Here is a 21,530-nt window from a genome sequence, read left to right on the forward strand (position 1 = left end):
GATTTGATGTGTGTGCGAATTGAATTTTTGTGGCTTTGAGTTTGGTTCATAGACGGCGACATTCCGAATGTTGTCGAATGCCGTATTCAAAAAAATTCAAAATGAGACAGAGGCTATGGTATATTGCTGCAAATTTCGTAACTTTGAAGTTAGATTAATATATTGAACGAAAAAATGCAACAGGAATTTGCATCAAAGCTGCTTGAGGGTGCTGTCACAGAGTTGTCACGGCTGCCCGGTATAGGGCGGAAAACTGCATTAAGACTCGCGCTCCACATACTTCGTATGGATGAAGGGATAGGAGTGGCACTGGGAGAGTCTATCATAAATATGCGGCGTGGCATCCGTTACTGTTCTGTTTGCCACAACATATCTGAAACAGAAGTGTGTCCGATTTGTGGTGACGTCAGGCGTGACCGCACGACGGTGTGTGTGGTGGAAAGTGTCAAGGATGTTATGAGCTTTGAAAACACCGGTCAGTACACCGGACTTTACCATGTGCTTGGCGGCGTGATTTCACCGATGGATGGAGTAGGACCCGACCAGCTCGCGATTGATTCGCTTGTCGAGCGTGTGGCTGCCGGTGATATCAGCGAGGTTATTCTCGCCTTGAGTGCTACGATGGAGGGGGAGACTACTAATTTCTACCTTTTCCGGCGTCTTGCCGAATTCAGCGATGTCAGGATTACGCAACTTGCCCGGGGTGTATCAGTGGGAAATGAAATTGAATATACTGATGAAATTACACTCGGACGCTCGCTATTGAACCGTACCTTGTTCGCCGATTCCATACGCCGTAATTGAGGCATATGGATTGTTGGCGGCGCATTGCCAACGATTATAAGAATTTCTGATAAAGATATGCGTCGGTATATGAGTCGGCTTTACGCAACCATGATTTGAACCTGCCGGAGATTCGATAGCCTGCTTTTTCAAAAAGCCTGCGTGAAGGGATGTTGTCAGCTGCAACGGTGCTGAACAGTTGATGCAGTGAGTATGTCTCACGGCAGTATCTTGCTGTAAGTTCAAGCGTCCTAAGCCCGTAGCCATGACGTTGAAACTCGCTCGAAATCAGTATGCCGACTCCGCAGCGAGAATTGGCCGCATCGAAATCACACAAATCGAGTGTGCCGATGGTTTTATTATTCTCGTTGAGTGTTATCATCAGTCTTAGCTGCTTTGCCGAGTAGATGTCGGAATCATAATTATTGACATAGTCCCATAACTGTTTTCGGGAGTATGGGGCAAGTGTTACTCCTACGCTCCATAGGCTGGGGTCATTTTCCCACTGATAGAGAGTGTCTACGTCAATAGGCTCTAAGGCTCTTAATGAAATGATACCGTCGCTTAGCATACATATATAATTATAAAATTGTCCCGCAAGACCACCATCTCGTATTGTGATGTGCTTACGGGACAATTGATATGAAATCGTGGTTACAGACCTTCTTCGTTAAGGAAACGTTCGGCATCAAGAGCAGCTTTGCATCCCATTCCTGCGGCACAGATTGCCTGGCGGTATGTCGGGTCAGCGACATCGCCTGCAGCGAATACACCGGGTATGTTTGTCTGTGTACCGGCGTCTTTAACCTTTATGTAGCCGGCTGCGTCGCAGTCGATATACTGGCGGAACACCTCGGTGTTAGGATTGTGGCCGATAGCAAGGAAGAAGCCGTCGATGGGAAGGTCGTAATGCTGTTCGTTGCTTGTGCCGACATTCTCAACAAGATGAGCTCCTTCGAGATATTCCTCGCCATAAAGCCCTGTGGTGTTAGTGTTGAAAAGAACCTTGATATTGCTCTTGTTCAATACTCTTTCCTGCATCACTTTCGAGGCACGTAGATGAGGCTTGCGAACGATGAGGAATACTTCGGATGCAAGATTGCTGAGGTAGAGCGCTTCTTCGCATGCGGTGTCTCCGCCTCCGACTACAGCCACGCGTTTTTTGCGATAGAAGAAACCGTCGCATGTCGCGCAGGCCGAAACGCCGAGGCCTGAATATTTCTTTTCGTCAGGAAGCCCGAGATAGCGTGCCGATGCTCCGGTCGAAATGATGACGGTGTTTGCTTCAATCTCAAGTCCGTTGTTTGTTTTTGCTTTGAACGGACGGCTCGAGAAGTCAACTTCAGTTATGAGGCCTGTGCGTATGTCAGCCCCGAATTTCAACGCTTGAGTTCTGATGTCATCCATCAGTTGTGGACCTGTGATGCCGTTGGGCTGTCCGGGAAAGTTCTCTACTTCTGTCGTGATGGTGAGCTGGCCACCGGGCTGCATCCCTTCAATAACAAGCGGAGCAATGTTTGCACGCGAGGTGTAGATAGCTGCTGTATAGCCGGCAGGGCCTGAACCGATAATCAGACAGCGAGTTTTGATTTCAGCCATGATTCTTTAATGCTTTTACTAAGGTATTGTTATACAAAAAATGATTTAGAGGTTTTGCCATGAAACACGTTCATATAACGCTTCATAACGTCTGCTTGTCGCCCGTTTTTCGAAAAGTTAACGTTTTTCGACCTGATTTTTAGATGTCTCATCTGAGATCCACCACAGGTATGCCGGGATATTTCTTTGCATCGAAACGGAAATCGGATAGAGGCAGGGCATTACCGGCCACGACAGACTCGACTTTGATTGTTATGACACGGCGGTTGCTAAGTGTCAGTTCAATGGAAGTAGGGTAGAGTGTGGAGGCTGCCAATGTCAGGACGACACTTTTTATATCGTTTTTCTGATTCAATGCTGTAAGTCTTATTTTCTTTTCTGTCGATGGCGATTTAAGCAGAGCGGCCTTATATGACTTACGGAATGAATTGATGATAGCGAAGGGATTGACTTGTTGGAGTTCTTCTGGTGTTGGTTCTGTGATATTTACCTCACCTGTCTGGGTGGAATATGTCCACTGGGTCTTTCCGTCATACCATGATGAGATTTGCGGTGAAGATATGGTGAAGCGGTCGCCACATATTGTTAGAGTCCCGTTCTGTCTGTGTCCATCGGCTGTAATGACATATTTAGCAGTCAGCGATTTCGACATCTTTACTTTCGCTGCAGTCTTGTCGAGGATGGAGGTGGCTGTTTCAGCCGCATTGCATGTCAGAATCATCCCGACAAGCATTGCCAGCAGAAAAAAGAGCCGTTTATGTGATGTAATAGTGTTCATTGGGGGGTAAATTGACTTTTTGTCGGATATCAGTTGTTTTCAAGAATCCGTTCGAGTGTCATTGAATCAACAAGGACCTGTCGCGGTTTTCCTCCCTGAGAAGGCCCTACAATTCCGGCAGCCTCCATCTGGTCCATAATTTTGCCTGCTCGGTTATAACCGATGGAGTAGCGTCGCTGTAGAGAAGATGTCGATGCCGTGTCGGTGGTCACGACAAGACGTGCGCATTCATCAAACAGAGGGTCGCGGTCGCCTACGGATGCGAGTTTGCCTGTGTCGCCTGATTCGGCGATGTATTCCGGAAGTTCATATGCCGAAGGATAACCGACTTGTTCATTGATGCTGTCGCATATGGCACTTACTTCAGGAGTGTCGATAAAGGCGCATTGAACGCGGTCAAGCTTGCCGTTGTTGCTGAAAAGCATATCGCCACGTCCGATCAGCTGGTTTGCTCCGGGACGGTCTATGATTGTGCGTGAATCGACCATCTGGAATACGCGGAATGCTATACGCCCGGGGAAATTTGCTTTGATGACACCTGTGATGACATTTGTCGATGGACGCTGGGTGGCAAGAATCATATGTATTCCCACCGCACGTGCTTTTTGGGCGATACGGGCGATTGGCGTTTCAACTTCTTTTCCGGCCGTCATTATAAGGTCGGCGAACTCATCGACAATGACCACGATGTAGGGGAGAAAGCGGTGTCCTTTTTCGGGATTGAGATGACGGTGGATGAACTTGTCGTTATATTCTTTAATGTTGCGCATCGAGGCCTCTTTGAGCAGCGCATAGCGGTTGTCCATCTCGACACAAAGCGAGTTGAGAGTTGCGACCACTTTCATCGGATCGGTGATGATTGCTTCCTCTTCTTCAGGAAGTTTGGCGAGATAGTGGCGTTCAAGACGTGCATAGAGGCTGAATTCAACCATTTTAGGGTCAATCAGCACGAACTTCAATTCAGCAGGGTGTTTCTTGTAGAGAAGAGAAGCGATTATGGCATTGAGGCCAACGGATTTACCCATACCTGTTGCACCGGCCACAAGCAGGTGTGGCATTTTGCAAAGGTCGGCCATGAAAACCTCATTGCTGATGGTGCGTCCCATCGCCATCGGAAGATCCATATGGCTGTTTATGAATGTCGGCGATTCAATTATCGAGCGCATTGACACAATCTGTGGGTCTTTGTTTGGAACTTCGATGCCGATTGTTCCTTTACCCGGGATTGGCGCGATGATTCGTATTCCGAGTGCTGCAAGGCTGAGTGCGATATCGTCTTCAAGACGTTTGATCTTTGCGATGCGCACGCCTTCGGCCGGAATAATTTCATAAAGTGTGACAGTCGGGCCGACTGTGGCTTCGATTTTTGAAATCGGAATTCCGTAATGGTTAAGCGTATCAGTGATACGGATTTTATTCTCTTCCATCTCCTGAGCATCGACACTCACCCCGGAGTTGTTGGAGGGACGCAGGAAGTCGACTGATGGAAATTTATAATGCGAAAGATCTGCGCGAGGATCGAACGGAGCCATATCGACAACTTTCTGCTGTGACCGGACGGCTTTGTCAGACGCGAAAAGGGGCATCTCGGTATAGTTGTCTTTTGTCTCATCTGTCGTTTGATTTTTGTCGGCAAATAGAGGCGAAAGATTGTCGTTCTCATCATTTGCGACAGATTCGCCATCGGAGCAGCAGTCGTTTTCTTCAGTGCCGGACTCATCCATGACCACCGTTTCCCCAAATTCGTCATCTACAGTCGGAATTTCAGCATCAGAAGTGCTCTGAGACTTTTCGGATTCGGTTGTCTCTGTTGTTTCAGCTTCCTGAGTTGTAAAAAGGTTTTCGGTTTTCACCGGTTTTGCGATAGACTTTTCAACGGCTTGCCTCGGAACTGGCTGTGCTACGCCGTATAGTGGCTGCTGTGGCGCTTGTGGATACAATGGCGCTGTGGTGGCTTTGAGGTCCTGAAGACGTTGTGCTTCTGCTCTTTCAGCCTCTATCCGTTCTTCTTCGGCAATGCGGGCGGCCTCGGCGGCTCTGAGTGCTTCTTCCTGAGCTTCCTTTTCGCGACGCTCGGCTTCTTCGGCTTCTCGTATCCGTTCGCGTTCTGCACGTCGCTCGGCCTGACGCGCACGATATGCCCTTATGCCTTCCGACATGTAGTCGGTTATATGTCTGAGCTCTTTCAGGTAGAGTATGACGACAAGACCACCCATTATAAGGCTTAAACCGAGTGCACCCCAGAATCCGGTGAATATCATGAGCTTTTCGTTGAGCAGGTGACCGTGCTGGCCGCCCCAATAGATTGGAGACGACAGCTCATATGTAGCGAATCCGCAAATCACTGATAGTGCGACTGCTGTCAGGAGGCAACGCAATGTCAGTGACCAGAACGGAGGACGATACACTTTTAGCATCGACAGACCACACATGGCAAGGTAGTAAATCAGTATGAACGAGCCTATTCCGAGCCACTTGTATATCAGGGTGTGTGCCAGCCAAGCCCCCAACGGGCCTCCGGCATTCTTAATCATGTCCGGATCAAAGTCACCGTTGAGCAGTGCGCTCTGGTCGTTGCCTATGTGGGAGAAATATGACATTGCAACTATCAGCGAGTAGCCGGCCGCAATTATGAAGACTATTCCGAGAAACATCACTGTGCGTGAGTCTCCGATGAGTCTTAGGGTTCTTGCAAACGCTGAAGGTGATTTTTTCCGTCTGCGGTGGCTGCTTTTTGGCGCGCTTGAGGCTGGAGCTGGAGCAGGAGCAGGCTCTGGTCTGACTCCGGAAGCCGGATTTCCTTGATATCCGGCGTTGGTATTAATCGGCTCTTCGGCTAAGCCGCCCTGATTGGCAGTCGGTGCAGAGGTATATTGGGAGCTGACTCCGTTAAGCATGGCTTCGGGGTCAAACGCAGTATCGGTATACGACGATTCGTCTATAGGGGAATATTGTGATGGCATAGTTGTAAATGAAGTGTGCTTTTTCATACTGAAAAAACGGAAAACAAAATTACAATTTTTATTTCAGAAAAAAAATCTCAGTATAAAAATCATCAATGAAAAATTACTATTCGACAATTTTGAAGTATAAACTGTCTTTGTCCCCCTCAAAAAACAGCCCGCAACCAGATGTTCTGGCTGCGGGCTCTGTAGGATTGGTCAATACTTTGATTTAGCGTTTGACGAATTTGTAGTTGCGGACAGATGTGCCGTCTTCTACGACGAGGATGTATATTCCCTGCTGGAGATTGTCGATGATGTCTGCGCGATCGACTCCGACTGCCGTACGGATGATGCGTCCGCTGAACGCGTCAACGACGGTATAGCGTGCGTTGGCCGATTCGGAGATGATATCTTCAATCTCAGAGAGACGTAGGAGCATGTAGTTAGCTTCAACTTCTGCTGCTGAAAGGGCTTTCGGATAGATGATGAGTTCGTCGATGTCTCCTGCAAATGTGCGGTTGCCGGACTCGTCGTCACCTCCGATAAAGAACAGTTCTGTCTCGGAGAAGTTGATTGCGCCTGTTGCCACATTGTTCGCACCGGCGACTTCCTTGCCGTCAACATACAGCTTCATGGTCTTGTCGGCCACATTGCGCACACATGCGATGTGATGCCATTTGCCATCGAACGCATCCGCTGCATCATCAAGCTTACAATCTGTTTTCTTTACATTGTCGTCGATTGAGAAGCTCAGATATCCGTTCTTGCGCTCAAGTCCGATCCAATTGCCTGTGCCTCCGGGGACATTTGTCGTGTTGTGGGTTCCGATGCAGAAGAGATAGCCGTCTTCGTCCGTAGAGCGGGCCCACATCTCGATTGTGAAGTCGTTTTCTCCGACATTTATCGCGTCATATATCGGTTGTGTCAGGAAATAGCTGTCATCAAACTGTATTGCGCCGGCTTTCAGTCCGTCGACTGAAATGGCTGTGCCATTTTTGACGCTTGCTTCACCATATGCGAGGTTAGGAGTCGTTTCACCGATTTCATCCATCGGGAAATATGCGACGTATTCACCTCCGGTGGCTTCGTAATGTTCCTTGACCTTGCTGGCGCTCATGACTCCGCGATATATCGAAAGTTCGTCAATCAGACCGACATATGAGTTGTCAAAAGCAGTTACATCGCCGATGACGAGTGGTTCGCCGGGGGAGGATATGCTTGTGGTCGGGTCATCGCCATCTGCCACGAGTTCTCCGTCGACATACATGAACAGATGTTTTGCAACGACATCGCGCGACACGACAATGTGATGCCATTCTCCGTCAAAGTATTTCTCTGCTCCGGTGACTTCAATCTGCTTTTTGGTTACATTGTCGTCAACAGCGAAGCGAAGCTCTTTTGAGCCCTTGTTGTCTTTGAATTCGATGCCATACCAGTTGCCTGAGCCGTTTGATGGCGAAATCACACCCTTGTTGAGAAGATAGCAGTTCTTGTCAGATGTGGAATTCATCCAGAGTTCGATAGTGAATGACTTGTCTCCGAAGTCGATGAGTTCGTAATCATCCTGTACGTATCGGTTCGTGCCATCCAGCTTGAGCGCCATGCCTTTTTTGCCTTCCACTGCTTCGCCGGACTTGCCGTTGGACACGGCTTTTCCGCCGATAAGGTTAGGAGTATCTTCTCCGATTTTATCGAAAGGATAGTAGGCGACAAGTTCAATCGACGTGTTCTGGCGCACATTGATTGTGGCTTCAAGCATCGCGTTGGTGTCCTCTGCTGCGCCTGTGGTCATTATGCTGAACGAGTATTCGCCAACACTTGTGGGCGTTCCGCTGATTGTTCCTGTCAATGTGGCCGGGTCAAATTCATAGTTCAGGCCATCAGGAAGACCTTTGATTTCGGCGCCGGTTGCACGTATCACTTTGAATTGGATAGGCTGGATCGGGTCGCCGGCGTATATTACCTGACTTAGCGAACCGGAAATGATTGAAAGTGCTCCGTGGGTGTTGAACGCTTCTTCAAGGTTGTAGCTGAGGTGAGGGGGCTGGTTGTATGCTACATTTTGCCATGCCACGGCTACTCGATACTGGCGGTCCTGCATCAGTGTCGGGACTTTGTAGTCGGTCGGGATTGTTGTCGTAAATATAAGCAGGTCGGACTCGGTAGAGCTGTCGTGGAGTATTATTTCTTCGCGCCAGTCTCCGAAAAGGTCGGCCTGAAGATTAGGCGTAGCCTTGGTCGTGTTGCATGACGCAGCGTTGGAATACTGGTTGAAATTGACAAGCGTGTTAATCTTTGTTATTTCATCGTTTGCCTTGCTCACTGTCGTTCCGTCGAGAAGTTCGTCAAGAAGGTCTCCGTCCCAGTATACACGGAAGTTTACTGAAGGTCGTTTGGCTGAAAGTTGCTGGCCGTTGTTGAACACCTTGTTGGTCGAAGACCAGTACTCGTATCCGCGATATTTCGACGAGATGTTTGCCGCAAGTCCGCGTCCGATGTCTTTGCCCGATTGTGGCTCGAAGAATAATATTTCACCGGTCTTGGCATCGCGAATCTCAGTGTCATATTTGTAGCTGCTTGAGGTCTCTTCATGGGGCATGAATACCTGTAGGCCTTCACGGTCCGGAAGCATTTGTGCCAGATGTAGCGCATCGCCGTGGCCGGCTCCTGTGCGGTAAAGGAGTGTTCCATCTTGGTCGATGGAGGCTGCCCCGTAGACTATTTCATCAAAGCCGTCGCCGTCAACATCGCCTATGGTCAGTGAGTGTGCGCCTTCGCCGTATGCACCCTTCCCTTTTTCGGTGGATGCGTGAAGCCATCTTTCTTTAAGCTGCTTGCCGTCGAAATCAACGGCCCAGAGATATGAATGGGTGTAATAGCCGCGACAGAAAATCGCACTTGGCTTCTTGCCGTCGAGATATGCTACTCCTGCGAGATAGCGTTCTGAACGGCCTCCATATGAATCGCCCCAGCCGTTTGTCGATTTGTCGAATGGATGTGAGTTACGTGGCGGGTTGTATGCGATTGTATGGATTGCTTCGCCTGTCTTGCCTGAGAATACAGTCAGGTACTCAGGGCCTGTGAGTATATGACCTGTCGAATTGCGATAGTCGGCATCTGCTTTGTCATCTCCCATCAACACCGGTGTCCCCTTGCCGTCAATTGTTCCGGGTGCGGTTTTGCAAATCATTTCCGCACATCCGTCTCCGTCGAAGTCATAAACCATAAATTGGGTGTAATGGTTGCCGGAACGGATGTTCTGTCCGAGGTCAATGCGCCATAATTGCGTGCCGTCAAGTTTGTAGCAATCGATTATCGTATTGCCGGTATAGCGGTAAAATGAATTGTCGGCGGCATTTGTCGGATGCCATTTGACAATCAGTTCCCATTCGCCGTCGCCGTCCACATCTCCTACCGACACATCGTCGGGGGTGTATGTGTAGTCGCGTTGTTCATCCTTTCCGCCGGCAGGCGACTTCCCGCCTTCGGGACGATTGAGGTGCACTTTGCGATAGGGTGTTTCCCAGACAGAGACTTCTGATGAAGTTTCTGAAATCTGGTCGTTGAGCAGCGACTTTATTGTGTACTTAGACGCTGTCGTTCCTTCTGCATCGGTGATGTTGGTCTTGTTCTTGATTGGAGTATCATTGATCTTCACTCCATCGCGATAAACATCGAATGTCATGTCTTTGTCATCACTGATGAGTGAGCGCCATGAAACGAAAACTCCTCCATCGGTCTTGACGGCTACAACCCCTCTGTCAAGTTTTTCTGCTTGAATCTTATGGGAATACTGTGCTGACAATGTTAATGACGCCAGTAAAGCCATGCAAGAAATAAAAGTTTTTTTCATGCTAAATTTAAAGTATATTGATTTATAGTTGAATTGTCTCAGTAACAGAATCGTTGTTGTCAGTGGCAGAGATTGACAACTGGCTTATTGTATTCAGGCGATACTTTATGCCGAAAAATGTGATGATATTATGACACAAAAGTAATGAATTTTGCGCAAAAACACAAATTGTTTCTATTAGCGAACCTAAATTGATGACAAATGTTAATCTTATACAAACGGATGAAAAATCATAGACAATCCAGTTCATAAATAATTAAAACTCCATTTGATGTCTGTATGAAAAAAATAGGTATATTCTACGGTTCTACCACCGGCACAACTCTTGAGGTCGCTCAGGAGATAGCAAAATGTCTTAATGTTAAGCCGGAAGATGTCCATGATGTGGCATCGGTATCTCCATCAGTTGTAGGTGACTATGAAATGTTGATTCTTGGAGCGAGCACATGGGGCGCCGGTGATCTTCAGGAAGACATGGCTACGTTTATTGACGGGCTACAGGCTTTGGATCTCGAAAATAAAGAGGTTGCTATATTTGGTTGTGGCGACGAGTCGATGTCGGACACGTTCTGTAATTCGGTAGGTGGGATCTATCATCGCTTACATGACACCCATGCGATGTTCATCGCGCCATTCAACAACGATGGATACAATTACCGGCATTCCGAAAGTGACGTTCATGGCCTGATAGTCGGTCTTTGTATTGATAATGTAAATCATCCTGAAATGACATCCGAACGGGTAAAAGCATGGTGCGATGTCATAAAAGAGGAAATTATTTAAAAGAATTATGTTATAAAATGTGAAAAATATTTGACCGTATAAAAATTAATTCATAAATTTGCACCTCAAAATGCGGAATAACAAAAAATAAACATATACGGCAATGAAAAGAACATTTCAACCTTCTAACAGAAAGAGAGTTAACAAACACGGATTCCGTGCACGCATGTCTACCCCCGATGGTCGTAAGGTCCTCGCTCGTCGTCGCGCTAAAGGTCGCGCTCGTCTGACCGTTTCAGACTCAATCGCAGGTAAGTAATTATCTCTTTTTCAAATCGTAAGATTTTCAGCCCGGCAGAATCTTCTGTCGGGCTTGATTGCTTTGTTGTTGTCGGTTGTGTATTTTGGCTATAGATTATGGTGTATTATACCACCGTGATAATTTAGATTGTTTCATTCCGGCGCTTTCACGCGTTGTCTTTTTAACAAAAAACCTCGGAGTCCGCCGATAGTAGAGGCGGACTCCGAGGTTTTTATTGAATTGTCCGATATGTTAGAATAGATATGCGAGAGAAATGGTCCAGTAGCGGTTCTTTCCCTCAATTCCGGCGTTTTCAGCTCCTGAGAAAGTAGTAACGGCCTTTGTCAGACCAAGACCATAGCGGGCATTGAGGTCGACGTGGCTAAAGAGTTGCACACCGAAGCCAAAGTTCAAAGCCCAGTCTACAGATTTGTTCTTGTAGGCTTCTGAAATGTTGCGACGGCTTGTGAGGAACGACACGCTTGGGCCGACTCCGAGATAGGGGATGAGCACTTTGCTTACGACAGGGAGCGAAAATTTATATTTAAGATTCAAAGGAATCTCGATATAGTCGCGGTTGTCTTTTGAAAGTTCGTTTTCTTCAAGGAATTTTGTGTTGCGACGGACATACATCGCTGAGATGTCGGCTGCTATTCCGATTACGGGCACTGTAAATTCGCCCATGAGACCTGCGGTCCATCCGGTCTGATTGTCAGCATTCACGACATCTTTGTTGAAGTGCATGTCGTTTACAGTGAGACCGACTTTCGGGCCGAATTTGAACTGAGCGTTAGCCGGTAATGCTGAAGCTCCGACAATCATCAGAAGTGTAAGCATCAATGCTTTGATTGTTTTCATAAAATAAAAATAATTAATAGTGATAGGTTAAAAATAATTACAACATTCACCCGTATGTGTGTCATTTATGGCACACATACGGGCGAGGTTTTCTCGATATGTCGTTTTTCTGACTATATGTCAGTCTTCAAATTCTATTAGGGGAACATCATTGGCGACTTGTTCGTCAAGGTTGACAAGTACACGCTTGACAGTTCCCTCGATGTCAGATTCGATGTCATTTTCCATTTTCATCGCTTCGTAGACAAGCACCGTGTCTCCCTTCTTGACTTTTTGTCCCGGTTTTACCCTGATGTCGACTATGCGTCCACACATCGGAGCTGAAATCACAGGGCCTGTGACGGGATCTGCGACGGCAACGGTCTCTTCCTTGACCTCTACAGGCGCTTTGGTGGCTTCTTCAGCTTTGAATTCCTCTTCACGGCGACGGCGCAGGAATCCTTTGGCTACCGCAGGGAGGAGTTCAAGCAGCAGATATTCTTCATTGTTTGAAGCCAATTGTTTGTTTCCAAGCTCCGGGAGAGATGGATTTTCCGGTTTAGAGTATTTGCTGACGTCATATGGGCGCTCTTCGGCACTGCCGGTGATTTTCTCGCGGAATGCGGGGTCGATTGCCACGGGTGTATGTCCGTATTCACCTTTGACAAGCGAAATGAACTGGTTTGACTTGTTCGTGTAATCAGGCTTGCCGTTTTTGCGGTCAAGTGCCACGAGGACAGCTTGATTGCCTACAATCTGGCTTGTGGGGGTTACAAGCGGAATCAGGCCTGCATCACGGCGCACCATAGGAATCAGGCGCATTGCATCTTCAAGCAGGTCTTCGCTCTTGAGTTCGCGGAGCTGTGCGACCATGTTGGAATACATTCCACCGGGAACTTCTGCGGTCTTGACGAGTTCGTTGGGTTTCGGGAATCCGAAATAGGCTTCGATTTTGTGGCATGCGTCAAGCAGAGCGGCTTCGTCGCCGGCTTTTGCAAAGTCAATCGCGCTGTCGAAAAGAGCGAGTATCTCAGGAGGCAGCTGGTCTTTGAGCGGATCGAACGGGCGCTGCATATTGTCCTTGTGCAGATCGAACTGGGCAAGCGCCTTTCGAGCCTCAAGAAGTTCGTTGCGTATGCGCCCGACGGCTTCCATGTTGACTTCAACCTCGACACCCATGCGCTGACAGAAAATCCATATCAGTTCGATGGCTGGAGCGGCAGAGCCTCCGCCAAACCACCAGATGTTGGTGTCAAGGATGTCGACACCGTTGATGATGGCCATGAGGGATGATGCAAGGCCATAGCCGGGAGTGCAATGGGTATGGAAGTCGACAGGCACTTTCACTTCTCGCTTGAGAGCCGATATGATTGAAGCGGCTCTGCTTGGATTGACGAGGCCTGCCATGTCTTTGAGGGTGATTATTTTTGCGCCGAGGGCTTCCATCTGGCGAGCCTTGTCGACGAAGTATTCGTCTGTGAAAATCTTTTCAGGAGCTGATTTTCCTGAGAACATTGATTTGAGCTTGCCAAAGAAGCCGCCTTCCTCTGCCGGTTCTTCCTGTTTGGGGTCGACCGTGTAGCACACTGCGCCGTCGGCGGTGCCGCCAAGACGGTTGATGAGTCTGATGGATTCTTTTACATTGTCTATGTCGTTGAGCGCATCAAATATGCGCATCACGTTGAGTCCGTTGGCTATGGCCTCTTTATAAAATCCTTCGAGAACAGAATCGGGATAAGGAACGTAGCCGAACAGATTGCGGCCGCGCGAAAGGGCTGAAAGAAGAGCCTTCGGATGTTCGCTCTTTGAATCCATGGCTTTTGAGAAAGTGCGCAGGCGTTCCCACGGGGATTCATCAAGATAACGCATCACGGAGTCGGGAACAGCTCCGCCCCAGACTTCCATGATGTAGAAATTGGCATCTTCATAGAAGGGGAGAAGCTTGTTGATAGTCTCCTGATTCATTCTGGTTGCAAAGAGTGACTGCTGTCCGTCGCGCAACGTAAGGTCGCGGATTTTAAGTTTTGGTCGTGTCATAGCAATGTGACAATTTACGTTATTGTGGGGGATTTTGTCGGCAGACGGGATGGTCGGGTTGGCCTTCGGGCTGTCGTTTCGTTCGCAAATATAAATGATTTTATTTAATTAAAGAAAAATTTCCTTAATTATTTTAAGAATGGATTCGATTTTTTCTCGTTGCCGATTGTCGTTTCTCCGCCATGGCCTGAAAGCACCACTGTTGAGTCCGGAAGAGTCAGCAGTTTGCGCCTGATTGCATCAGCAAGTGTTGCATAGTCACCCATCGGAAGGTCTGTGCGGCCCATAGATCCGGGGAAAAGGGTGTCGCCGGTGATGACGAAGTTTGATTCCGGGCAGTAGAGTGCTATCCCTCCGGGAGAATGCCCCGGCACGCCGAGCACATCAATGCGTTCTTTCCCGAGAAATATTGTGTCGCCGTCATGCAGCTCGACATCGATGCTCTGTGGCTTGAGCGGCATGCGGAGTCCGAAGCGGCATGATTGCTCAGGCAGGGATTCTGCAAGGAAGGCATCGGCCGGGTGTGCCTTGATTTCGAGTCCATATTTCTCTTTTATATATGTATTGCCGAAAATATGGTCAAGGTGCGAATGCGTATTGATGAGTTGCGTGACCTTGAGTTTCCTGCTTTCAATAAAATTGTCGAGTGCATTGCGCTCTTGGTCATCAATCATGCCCGGGTCGATGATTGCTGCTTCCGATGATTCGGGATCCCATACGACATAGGTATTTACCCCGAACATGTTGAATACAAATCTGCTTACTTTCATAGCTTTACATAAATTAAGTCTTTGGTTTTGAAATATTCTTCCGTGAAATAATCGCTGAGCGGAACATCGATCAGCGGGCGCTTTACGCGTCCGAGCTCACTCGCCAGTTCGCCTCCTTTGAGGCATATAAGTCCGTTGGGCAATTTGTTGCGGCTTTGTTGCGCTACATTGCGGGCTGAGATTTTGACAAGTTCGTCGAGCTGCATGACTGCGCGCGATATGATATAGTCGGCCTTCAGTTTGCATTCGCCCATGTCGCCGTGCTGGAATGTTACATTGTCGAGCCCGAGTTCATCGGCGATTGCTGCTGCAACCTTTATTTTCTTTCCTATGCGGTCGATAAGATGAAATTTGCATTCCGGCCAGAATATGGCGAGAGGTATTCCGGGGAAGCCTCCTCCTGTTCCAAGATCAATCATCTGTGACCCATCGACGGGAGTGATGAATTTGGCTATGGCCAGTGAATGTAGGATGTGGTGGGTGTAGAGGTTGTCAATGTCCTTTCGTGAAATAACATTGATTTTGTCATTCCATTCCGGATAGAGTCGCCCGAGTGCTGTGAAGCGTTCAATCTGTTCGGGGGAGAGGTCTGGGAAATATTTCAATATCTCGTTCATGAATTATTTGGCCGTTAGTATAGATGAATTTAACAAAGATACATGGTCGGACGTTTAGATTACATGGCAACCATTATTTTTTGCGGTCAATACGTCCGGGATGAAGCTTCCCGGGGACTGTGCGATTGCAAAATTATAGGTAATTTGTGAGATATTGGTTAAATTTGCCAAAAAAATATATAAATTCGCTCTTTTTATATAAGACAAGATGCTAAAAATCGGAAAATACAATTCTCTGCAGGTTGCGCGCAATGTTGATTTCGGCGCATATCTTGCTGACAGCGATGGAAATGAAGTCCTTCTGCCTGCCCGTTATATATCTACGCCCCTGCAGCCCGGGGACGAAATGGAGGTTTTTGTCTACAAGGATTCTGAGGACAGGCCTGTTGCGACAACCGAGCGTCCTTTTGCCGAAGTCGGGGAGTTTGCCTATCTTCAGGTGACGCAGGTCAACAACACAGGTGCGTTCCTTGACTGGGGGCTGATTGGGAAGGAGCTGCTTGTGCCTTATAGGGAGCAGAAAATGAAACTCACCAGAGGAATGGTGGTGCTGGTCTATGTCTATCTCGACAATGCTTCGCAGCGTGTGGTGGCTTCTGCTAAAATTGAGAAGTTTATCGGAAACGGTTTTCCGCGCTACAGGCTTGGCCATAAGGTGGAGGCTCTTGTGTATAAACGTACCGAATTGGGCTATAAGGCGATTGTCGACAATCTTTTTCATGGTATGATTTACGAGAGTGAGCTCTATGCTCCGCTTGAAATAGGGAAAGTCATTCCGGCCTATGTCAAACAGGTTAGGGGCGACGGCAAGATTGACCTTGTGCTTAGTGGCGGCGATGATGGACGCGTGGATGCATTGATGGAGAAAATCGTAAAGCGCCTTGAAGACCAGCCGGAGTGTTTTCTGCCGATTTCTGATTCGGCGTCCCCTGAAACGATACGAGCTACTTTCCAGTGTTCAAAGAAGGATTTCAAGAAAGCGATAGGCCATCTTTACCGGCAGCATAAGATACTCATCACCGACGGCGGAATCCGGCTTGTTGTCTGACGGACGGATTGACGGTGCATGTGGTGCAGCCGCTATACATACACGAAGGCGCAGGTTCTATGTTGACCTGCGCCTTCGTGTATACATATCGGCTGATTTTTTTATTTGGATATCTCGTCCAGTTCCAAGGATGCCAGTTCCCAAAGTGACATCGCGTTTTCGAGTTGCTTGGTGGTTGTTGCATGGCGGTCATATATATCTGCGGGAGGATTGCCGCCTGCTATGATTGACTCGATTTCGGAAATCTGTTGTTCGAGACGGCCTATTTCGGCCTCGGCCTCTTCGACCTTTTTGCGTGCCTTGCGGACGAGCTTTTCATGTTCGCGCTGTTCGGCATACGAAAGCTTTCTTGCAGTAGCTCCTGTCGGTGTCTGGGCCGCTTCGGCTTTGGCGTTGGTTGAGGGTCTGGCCGATGTCTGCGGCTCTTTCCCATTTTGGCTTGTCGCAGTCTTCGAGTCTGTCAGAGGTCTGATGGTGTTTCGTTCAAGCTCGGTGAGCGATGCCAGCTTTTTCTTTTCGAGGAACTCGTATATTCCTCCGAGGCATTCTTTCACTTGGCCGCCACCGAATTCGTAGACTTTCTCGACGAGACCGTCAAGGAATTCGCGGTCATGGCTGACCACGATGACTGTCCCGTTGAAATCCTTGATGGCTTGTTTGAGAATGTCCTTGGTCTTCATGTCGAGATGGTTGGTCGGCTCGTCGAGAATGAGAAGGTTGACAGGCTCAAGAAGAAGTCTTATCATGGCCAGTCGGGTTCTTTCGCCGCCTGAGAGCACTTTGACTTTTTTGTCGGAGGCTTCTCCGCCAAACATGAATGCCCCGAGTATATCGCGGATTTTTGTGCGGATATCACCGACGGCCACACGGTCGATGGTGTCGAAGACAGTCAGATCTTCGTCGAGTAGCGTGGCTTGGTTCTGGGCGAAATATCCGATTTTTACATTATGCCCGATTTTGAGAGTGCCGGTGAATGGGATTTCGCTCATGATACATTTTATGAGCGTGGATTTTCCTTCGCCATTTTTCCCGACAAACGCCACCTTCTCGCCACGTTTGATTGTGAATGTGGCATGGTCAAACACTTGATGGTCGCCGTAAGCCTTGCCGACATTATCGGCTATCACGGGGTAATCGCCGGAGCGTGGGGCAGGGGGAAACTTGAGGTTTAGGTGAGAAGTGTCGACCTCGTCGACTTCGATGCGTTCGATTTTTGCAAGCTGCTTGATGCGGCTCTGCACTTGCACGCTTTTGGTGGCTTTGTAGCGGAACCGCTCGATAAAGTCCTCGGTGTCCTGAATCATTTTTTGCTGATTCTGGTAAGCGCGCATCTGCTGTTCGAGCCGTTCCTGTCGCAGAACAAGGTATTTTGAATAGTTGACCGAGTAGTCATATATTTTACCGAGCGAGATTTCGATGGTCCGATTTGTGACATTGTCGATGAATGCGCGGTCATGGCTGACGAGCACAACTGCATTGGCTTTCGTGATGAGGAAATTTTCGAGCCACTGGATTGACTCGATGTCGAGGTGGTTGGTCGGTTCGTCGAGCAGCAGTACGTCTGGTCTGCGAAGGAGGATTTTGGCAAGCTCGATTCGCATGCGCCATCCGCCGGAGAATTCTGATGTGGGGCGGTTGAAGTCGGAACGTAGGAATCCGAGTCCGATTAGTGTTTTTTCCATCTCGGCTTCGAAGTTCTCGCTCTGTTCCATCGCGAGCCTGTCGTTGAGTGATGTCATGGCTTCGATCAGCTCCTGATAAGCGTCCGATTCATAGTCCGTGCGTGTTGCCAGCTGATGGTTTATTTCATCAAGCCGGGATTTCATGTCGTCGACATGGCTGAACGCGCTTCTCACCTCGTCGATGACGGTCGAAGTGTCGCTGACGGTGATGTGTTGAGGCAGATAGCCGACAGTCGTGTCGCGGGGCATTGCGACATTTCCCGAAGTCGGCTTCTGCAATCCTGCGATGATTTTTAGCATCGTCGATTTTCCGGCTCCGTTTTTACCGACAAGTGCTATCTTGTCTTTGGAATTGATGATGTAGGATATGTTGTCAAAAAGACATTTTGCGCTGAATTCTACCTTGAGGCTGTTGATGGATATGCTCATTTATGCAGTGATAGTCTCGATAATTGTTTTTTTTGTTGTCCCGGGTGGGTATGAAAACCGGTCTGCAAAATTACTCAGAATATTGCAGATTGCCAAAAGGAGTGTCGTGTGAGTGATTTAATCCGCAGCTACGTTGCCGGATGGTTCTGTTGGCGTCGCGTTATCTCATGAAAGGATGGCCGTGGTTGGGGTCGGGAATAAATGATTCATAGGTGCAGTCGTCATAGTAGACCACAATTCCTGTGACTCTTTTGCCTCTGCTCGATGATGATGTTGGAGTGGTGTCTGACTGTGGAGGCTCTGTTTCTCCGGCAATATGATTGGCAAACTCTAAAGGTTCGGCCTGAGTGTCTGTCGGGCTTGCGAATGTAAATGTGTTGGTGGCTGTGGACTCCTGATTTTTTTCTGCGACTTCATCGTGTAAATTTTCATTGAAGTCCAAAGAGAAATCAATAGTCTGATTGTCAGAAGATTCGTTGTTATAGGACTCGTTTTTTGCCTGATTTTTAGGCTCTGAGGTTTCAATATTTGCATTGCTCACCATATTTCCCTCGCCAAACATCAGCCATACGATGTTAAGGTCGGGATATGCCGAGTGGATTTTACTAATTATTTCATCGCTTACCTTTTTATTGCGCCCTGCAAGTAGCTGACTACCTGTGGGGCGGGGGATAGCGCATTCATCGGCAAACTGAGTGACGCTAATTTGTCTGGAGTCGAGAAAGCGTTTGAGCCTTGAAACAAGATCCATAATGCAAATTTTTATAGAATTTGGTTTTGTAATTTGATGCAAATGTAATTAATTAATTTGTAAACTCCAAATTTATAAATGAGAATAGAGTTGTTTGTTAATTTGAACTGTGGTTGTAAATGGGAATTTGGATTTGTGAATTAATGAGGATGCACTGGTAAGAGGGTGCAATGTGCTAATTAAAGATATACTATAAATAAATGTGGATATAATCTTGTAGATATGGATGCTACGTTCAATAATAGCAAGCTGGGGGGTTTATTGGATAAAATCGCTTGATCTCGCTATTTATACTTTGAGTTGTAGTTGAGATAAAATTACTATAATTCAGATAATTAGCATATTAATTTTTGATATAAAAAATGTTAATGATAAAAATTGGCGTTTAATTTGCGTATGTAAAACAAAACTTGGTGTTATTTACATAAGTAAAATATGAATTATATCAACCTGTTTGGAAACAACAATCTGAACCCATAATCAAGTTTGCATTTGCAAAATAATAAAATTTGCAATTTGCAATTTCAAAACAGCACTAAATTTTCAAAATTCAAATATTCCGAACTGTAAATGTAAAGCGTGAGTTTGAAATATCAAACGAGATTTGGATTCAGATGGAGATAATATATGTAATCAATATTTACAATCACATATGAGTACACATCCGACTGATGTTCATAGTTATAACAATATTACAGCAATAAATCTCTATGGATTAACATAAATTTGCTATAAATATTTGGCATTTAAATCTTGTTTCATATAACAGCTGCCAATTAACTGAATATTAACTTAAAATCGATATGCAAATATGAGGCTGTATAGTAATTTGAACCGATCCCTAAAAGTTATTATTGCTTTCCGATAAAACATTAAATCGCCAATAACGCGCTGATATATAGTTATGTTCACGGAGCTTGCCGCCATTTTCATTCCGTAAAATCAATATCTTATGACACTGCCGGAGGGATGCACTTTTCGGAGTGTGTCCCTTTGCTGTATCTTATAGACAAACAAAAACACAAAAAACAAATGGCTTCGATAAAAGTAAAGTTTCGTCCCTCTACTGTCGCAGACCACGAGGGCACAATCTACTACCAGATTATCCACGAAAGGAAGGTGCGACAACTCCTTTCGGATTACAAAGTATTCCCGACGGAGTGGGATGAATCCCGTTCAATGGTTACGACCACACAGAAAAGTGAGCGCAAATCGTTCATACTCTCAATTCGAGAGCGTATCCGCTGGGATGTTGAGAGGTTGACAAAGATAGACCGTAAGTTGGATGCCAACGGTCTGTCATACACTGCTGATGATGTTATCGAAGAGTTCAACCGATACTCGGATGAATACTCCCTGTTCAACTACATGGAGAGCATCATCGCCAAACTCAAACAGAATGGCAAAGTCAGGACTTCGGAGACCTACAAGTCCACTCTCAATAGTTTCAAGAAGTTCTTGGCAAACCAAGCGTCTGAAGACGATTATCGGGAAAATGAAGATATAATGCTCGACTGTCTGACCTCCGAGATAATGGAATCATACGAGGCATGGCATCACAAGCGTGGTGTAGCGCCCAACACCATATCATTCTATACCCGCATTCTCCGTGCCGTATATAACCGTGCAGTCGAAGATGGCATCATCGAGAACCGCAACCCGTTCCGAAAGGTCTATACAGGAGTTGATAAGACTGTCAAAAGAGCGTTGCCATTACCTGTCATCAAGAAGATAAAGGCATTGGATTTATCTCTGAATGCTTCACTGGGCTTCGCCCGCGATATGTTTCTTATGAGTTTCTGCCTCAGAGGAATGAGCTTCATAGACATGGCATTTCTGAAAAAGACGGACCTCAAAAATGGTTACGTCACCTACCGCCGTCGCAAGACCGGTCAGAAACTAATCATTGAATGGACAAAAGAGATGCAGATGATTCTTGACAAGTACCCCAAGAACGAAAGCGACTATCTGCTGCCCATCATCCGTAATCCCGGTATCAACGAGCGATGCACCTACCGCAACGTAGGCTACAACATCAACCACAATCTGAAAACCATAGCCGGAATGGTCGGCGTTACAATCCCGCTGACCCTCTACGTCGCCCGCCACAGCTGGGCATCCGCTGCCAAAGCCAAGGGTATCCCTCTGTCAGTAATCAGCGAAGGCATGGGCCACGACAGCGAAACCACCACCCAAATCTATCTCGCCAGCCTCGATACCTCCGTCGTTGACAAAGCCAATTCCATTATTCTCAAAAGCCTTTAGAATATGCCTCAGTTTCCATCTCGGAGATTGAGGCTTTAATGTTTAGAACTGTCCAACTCTTTAAATAAGAGAGTCTTATTCGATATGTAAAGTTGGCTATTTTTCTGCAAAT

General features: G+C 47.2%; 16 protein-coding genes. 5 read left to right on the forward strand and 11 right to left on the reverse strand.

Features of this window, described 5'->3' with window-relative positions; genetic code table 11:
• Positions 1-174 precede the first annotated feature (174 nt).
• On the forward strand, positions 175-804 hold the full coding sequence (gene recR / locus QZ311_RS05390) for a recombination mediator RecR (protein WP_297065063.1): 630 nt from the start codon (positions 175-177) through the stop codon (positions 802-804).
• A gap of 34 nt (positions 805-838) precedes the next feature.
• Here the strand turns inward: recR and QZ311_RS05395 are convergent, their stop codons facing one another.
• From QZ311_RS05395 to QZ311_RS05415, 5 genes are all read right to left on the reverse strand, one after another.
• Positions 839-1,354, reverse strand: a complete 516-nt coding sequence (locus tag QZ311_RS05395; RefSeq protein ID WP_297065065.1) for a GNAT family N-acetyltransferase — start codon at positions 1,352-1,354, stop codon at positions 839-841.
• Positions 1,355-1,437: 83 nt separating this feature from the next.
• Complete coding sequence (gene trxB, locus QZ311_RS05400; RefSeq protein ID WP_297065067.1) at positions 1,438-2,382, reverse strand: thioredoxin-disulfide reductase; 945 nt, start codon at positions 2,380-2,382, stop codon at positions 1,438-1,440.
• Positions 2,383-2,530: 148 nt separating this feature from the next.
• Positions 2,531-3,160 (reverse strand): LolA-like putative outer membrane lipoprotein chaperone, encoded by a 630-nt coding sequence (locus QZ311_RS05405; RefSeq protein ID WP_297065069.1) that lies wholly within the window; start codon positions 3,158-3,160, stop codon positions 2,531-2,533.
• 29 nt (positions 3,161-3,189) lie between these two features.
• Positions 3,190-6,123, reverse strand: a complete 2,934-nt coding sequence (locus tag QZ311_RS05410) for a DNA translocase FtsK (protein ID WP_297065072.1) — start codon at positions 6,121-6,123, stop codon at positions 3,190-3,192.
• Between the two features lie 211 nt (positions 6,124-6,334).
• Positions 6,335-9,910, reverse strand: coding sequence for a LamG-like jellyroll fold domain-containing protein (locus tag QZ311_RS05415; protein ID WP_297065074.1), 3,576 nt, complete (start codon positions 9,908-9,910; stop codon positions 6,335-6,337).
• Between the two features lie 327 nt (positions 9,911-10,237).
• On the opposite strand from QZ311_RS05415, the gene QZ311_RS05420 reads away from it, so the two are divergent.
• The gene (locus QZ311_RS05420) at positions 10,238-10,741 is read left to right on the forward strand and encodes a flavodoxin (protein WP_297065077.1); all 504 of its coding nucleotides are present in this window, start codon (positions 10,238-10,240) and stop codon (positions 10,739-10,741) included.
• A 103-nt stretch (positions 10,742-10,844) separates the two neighbouring features.
• Entirely contained in the window at positions 10,845-11,000 is a 156-nt protein-coding gene (gene rpmH / locus QZ311_RS05425; protein WP_107031019.1) for a 50S ribosomal protein L34, read from the forward strand.
• A 234-nt stretch (positions 11,001-11,234) separates the two neighbouring features.
• Here rpmH and QZ311_RS05430 read toward each other — a convergent pair whose 3' ends face one another.
• The 4 genes from QZ311_RS05430 to rsmG form a co-directional block, all read right to left on the reverse strand.
• Positions 11,235-11,840, reverse strand: coding sequence for a porin family protein (locus tag QZ311_RS05430; protein WP_297065083.1), 606 nt, complete (start codon positions 11,838-11,840; stop codon positions 11,235-11,237).
• 120 nt (positions 11,841-11,960) lie between these two features.
• Positions 11,961-13,856 (reverse strand): biotin/lipoyl-containing protein, encoded by a 1,896-nt coding sequence (locus tag QZ311_RS05435; RefSeq protein ID WP_297065085.1) that lies wholly within the window; start codon positions 13,854-13,856, stop codon positions 11,961-11,963.
• Positions 13,857-13,984: 128 nt separating this feature from the next.
• Entirely contained in the window at positions 13,985-14,626 is a 642-nt protein-coding gene (locus QZ311_RS05440) for an MBL fold metallo-hydrolase (protein ID WP_297065087.1), read from the reverse strand.
• Positions 14,623-15,243 (reverse strand): 16S rRNA (guanine(527)-N(7))-methyltransferase RsmG, encoded by a 621-nt coding sequence (gene rsmG, locus QZ311_RS05445; protein ID WP_297065091.1) that lies wholly within the window; start codon positions 15,241-15,243, stop codon positions 14,623-14,625. The genes QZ311_RS05440 and rsmG overlap by 4 nt, the downstream gene beginning before the upstream one ends.
• A gap of 208 nt (positions 15,244-15,451) precedes the next feature.
• On the opposite strand from rsmG, the gene QZ311_RS05450 reads away from it, so the two are divergent.
• Positions 15,452-16,291, forward strand: coding sequence for a S1-like domain-containing RNA-binding protein (locus QZ311_RS05450; protein ID WP_297065094.1), 840 nt, complete (start codon positions 15,452-15,454; stop codon positions 16,289-16,291).
• A 101-nt stretch (positions 16,292-16,392) separates the two neighbouring features.
• Here the strand turns inward: QZ311_RS05450 and QZ311_RS05455 are convergent, their stop codons facing one another.
• Entirely contained in the window at positions 16,393-18,402 is a 2,010-nt protein-coding gene (locus tag QZ311_RS05455; RefSeq protein WP_297065097.1) for an ABC-F family ATP-binding cassette domain-containing protein, read from the reverse strand.
• 160 nt (positions 18,403-18,562) lie between these two features.
• A complete protein-coding gene (locus QZ311_RS05460; RefSeq protein ID WP_297065099.1) occupies positions 18,563-19,153 on the reverse strand; it encodes a helix-turn-helix transcriptional regulator in 591 nt (196 codons plus the stop codon).
• A gap of 1,032 nt (positions 19,154-20,185) precedes the next feature.
• On the opposite strand from QZ311_RS05460, the gene QZ311_RS05465 reads away from it, so the two are divergent.
• The gene (locus QZ311_RS05465) at positions 20,186-21,418 is read left to right on the forward strand and encodes a site-specific integrase (RefSeq protein ID WP_297065102.1); all 1,233 of its coding nucleotides are present in this window, start codon (positions 20,186-20,188) and stop codon (positions 21,416-21,418) included.
• Positions 21,419-21,530: the final 112 nt, after the last annotated feature.

It is taken from the genome of uncultured Duncaniella sp., assembly GCF_910578445.1.
Taxonomy (GTDB): Bacteria; Bacteroidota; Bacteroidia; order Bacteroidales; family Muribaculaceae; genus Duncaniella.

Coding starts and splice junctions, on each gene's coding strand:
- recR (WP_297065063.1), top strand. CDS start 175: ATGCAACAGGAATTTGCATCAAAGCTGCTTGAGGGTGCTGTCACAGAG.
- QZ311_RS05395 (WP_297065065.1), bottom strand. CDS start 1,354: ATGCTAAGCGACGGTATCATTTCATTAAGAGCCTTAGAGCCTATTGAC.
- trxB (WP_297065067.1), bottom strand. CDS start 2,382: ATGGCTGAAATCAAAACTCGCTGTCTGATTATCGGTTCAGGCCCTGCC.
- QZ311_RS05405 (WP_297065069.1), bottom strand. CDS start 3,160: ATGAACACTATTACATCACATAAACGGCTCTTTTTTCTGCTGGCAATG.
- QZ311_RS05410 (WP_297065072.1), bottom strand. CDS start 6,123: ATGCCATCACAATATTCCCCTATAGACGAATCGTCGTATACCGATACT.
- QZ311_RS05420 (WP_297065077.1), top strand. CDS start 10,238: ATGAAAAAAATAGGTATATTCTACGGTTCTACCACCGGCACAACTCTT.
- rpmH (WP_107031019.1), top strand. CDS start 10,845: ATGAAAAGAACATTTCAACCTTCTAACAGAAAGAGAGTTAACAAACAC.
- QZ311_RS05430 (WP_297065083.1), bottom strand. CDS start 11,840: ATGAAAACAATCAAAGCATTGATGCTTACACTTCTGATGATTGTCGGA.
- QZ311_RS05435 (WP_297065085.1), bottom strand. CDS start 13,856: ATGACACGACCAAAACTTAAAATCCGCGACCTTACGTTGCGCGACGGA.
- QZ311_RS05440 (WP_297065087.1), bottom strand. CDS start 14,626: ATGAAAGTAAGCAGATTTGTATTCAACATGTTCGGGGTAAATACCTAT.
- rsmG (WP_297065091.1), bottom strand. CDS start 15,243: ATGAACGAGATATTGAAATATTTCCCAGACCTCTCCCCCGAACAGATT.
- QZ311_RS05450 (WP_297065094.1), top strand. CDS start 15,452: ATGCTAAAAATCGGAAAATACAATTCTCTGCAGGTTGCGCGCAATGTT.
- QZ311_RS05455 (WP_297065097.1), bottom strand. CDS start 18,402: ATGAGCATATCCATCAACAGCCTCAAGGTAGAATTCAGCGCAAAATGT.
- QZ311_RS05460 (WP_297065099.1), bottom strand. CDS start 19,153: ATGGATCTTGTTTCAAGGCTCAAACGCTTTCTCGACTCCAGACAAATT.
- QZ311_RS05465 (WP_297065102.1), top strand. CDS start 20,186: ATGGCTTCGATAAAAGTAAAGTTTCGTCCCTCTACTGTCGCAGACCAC.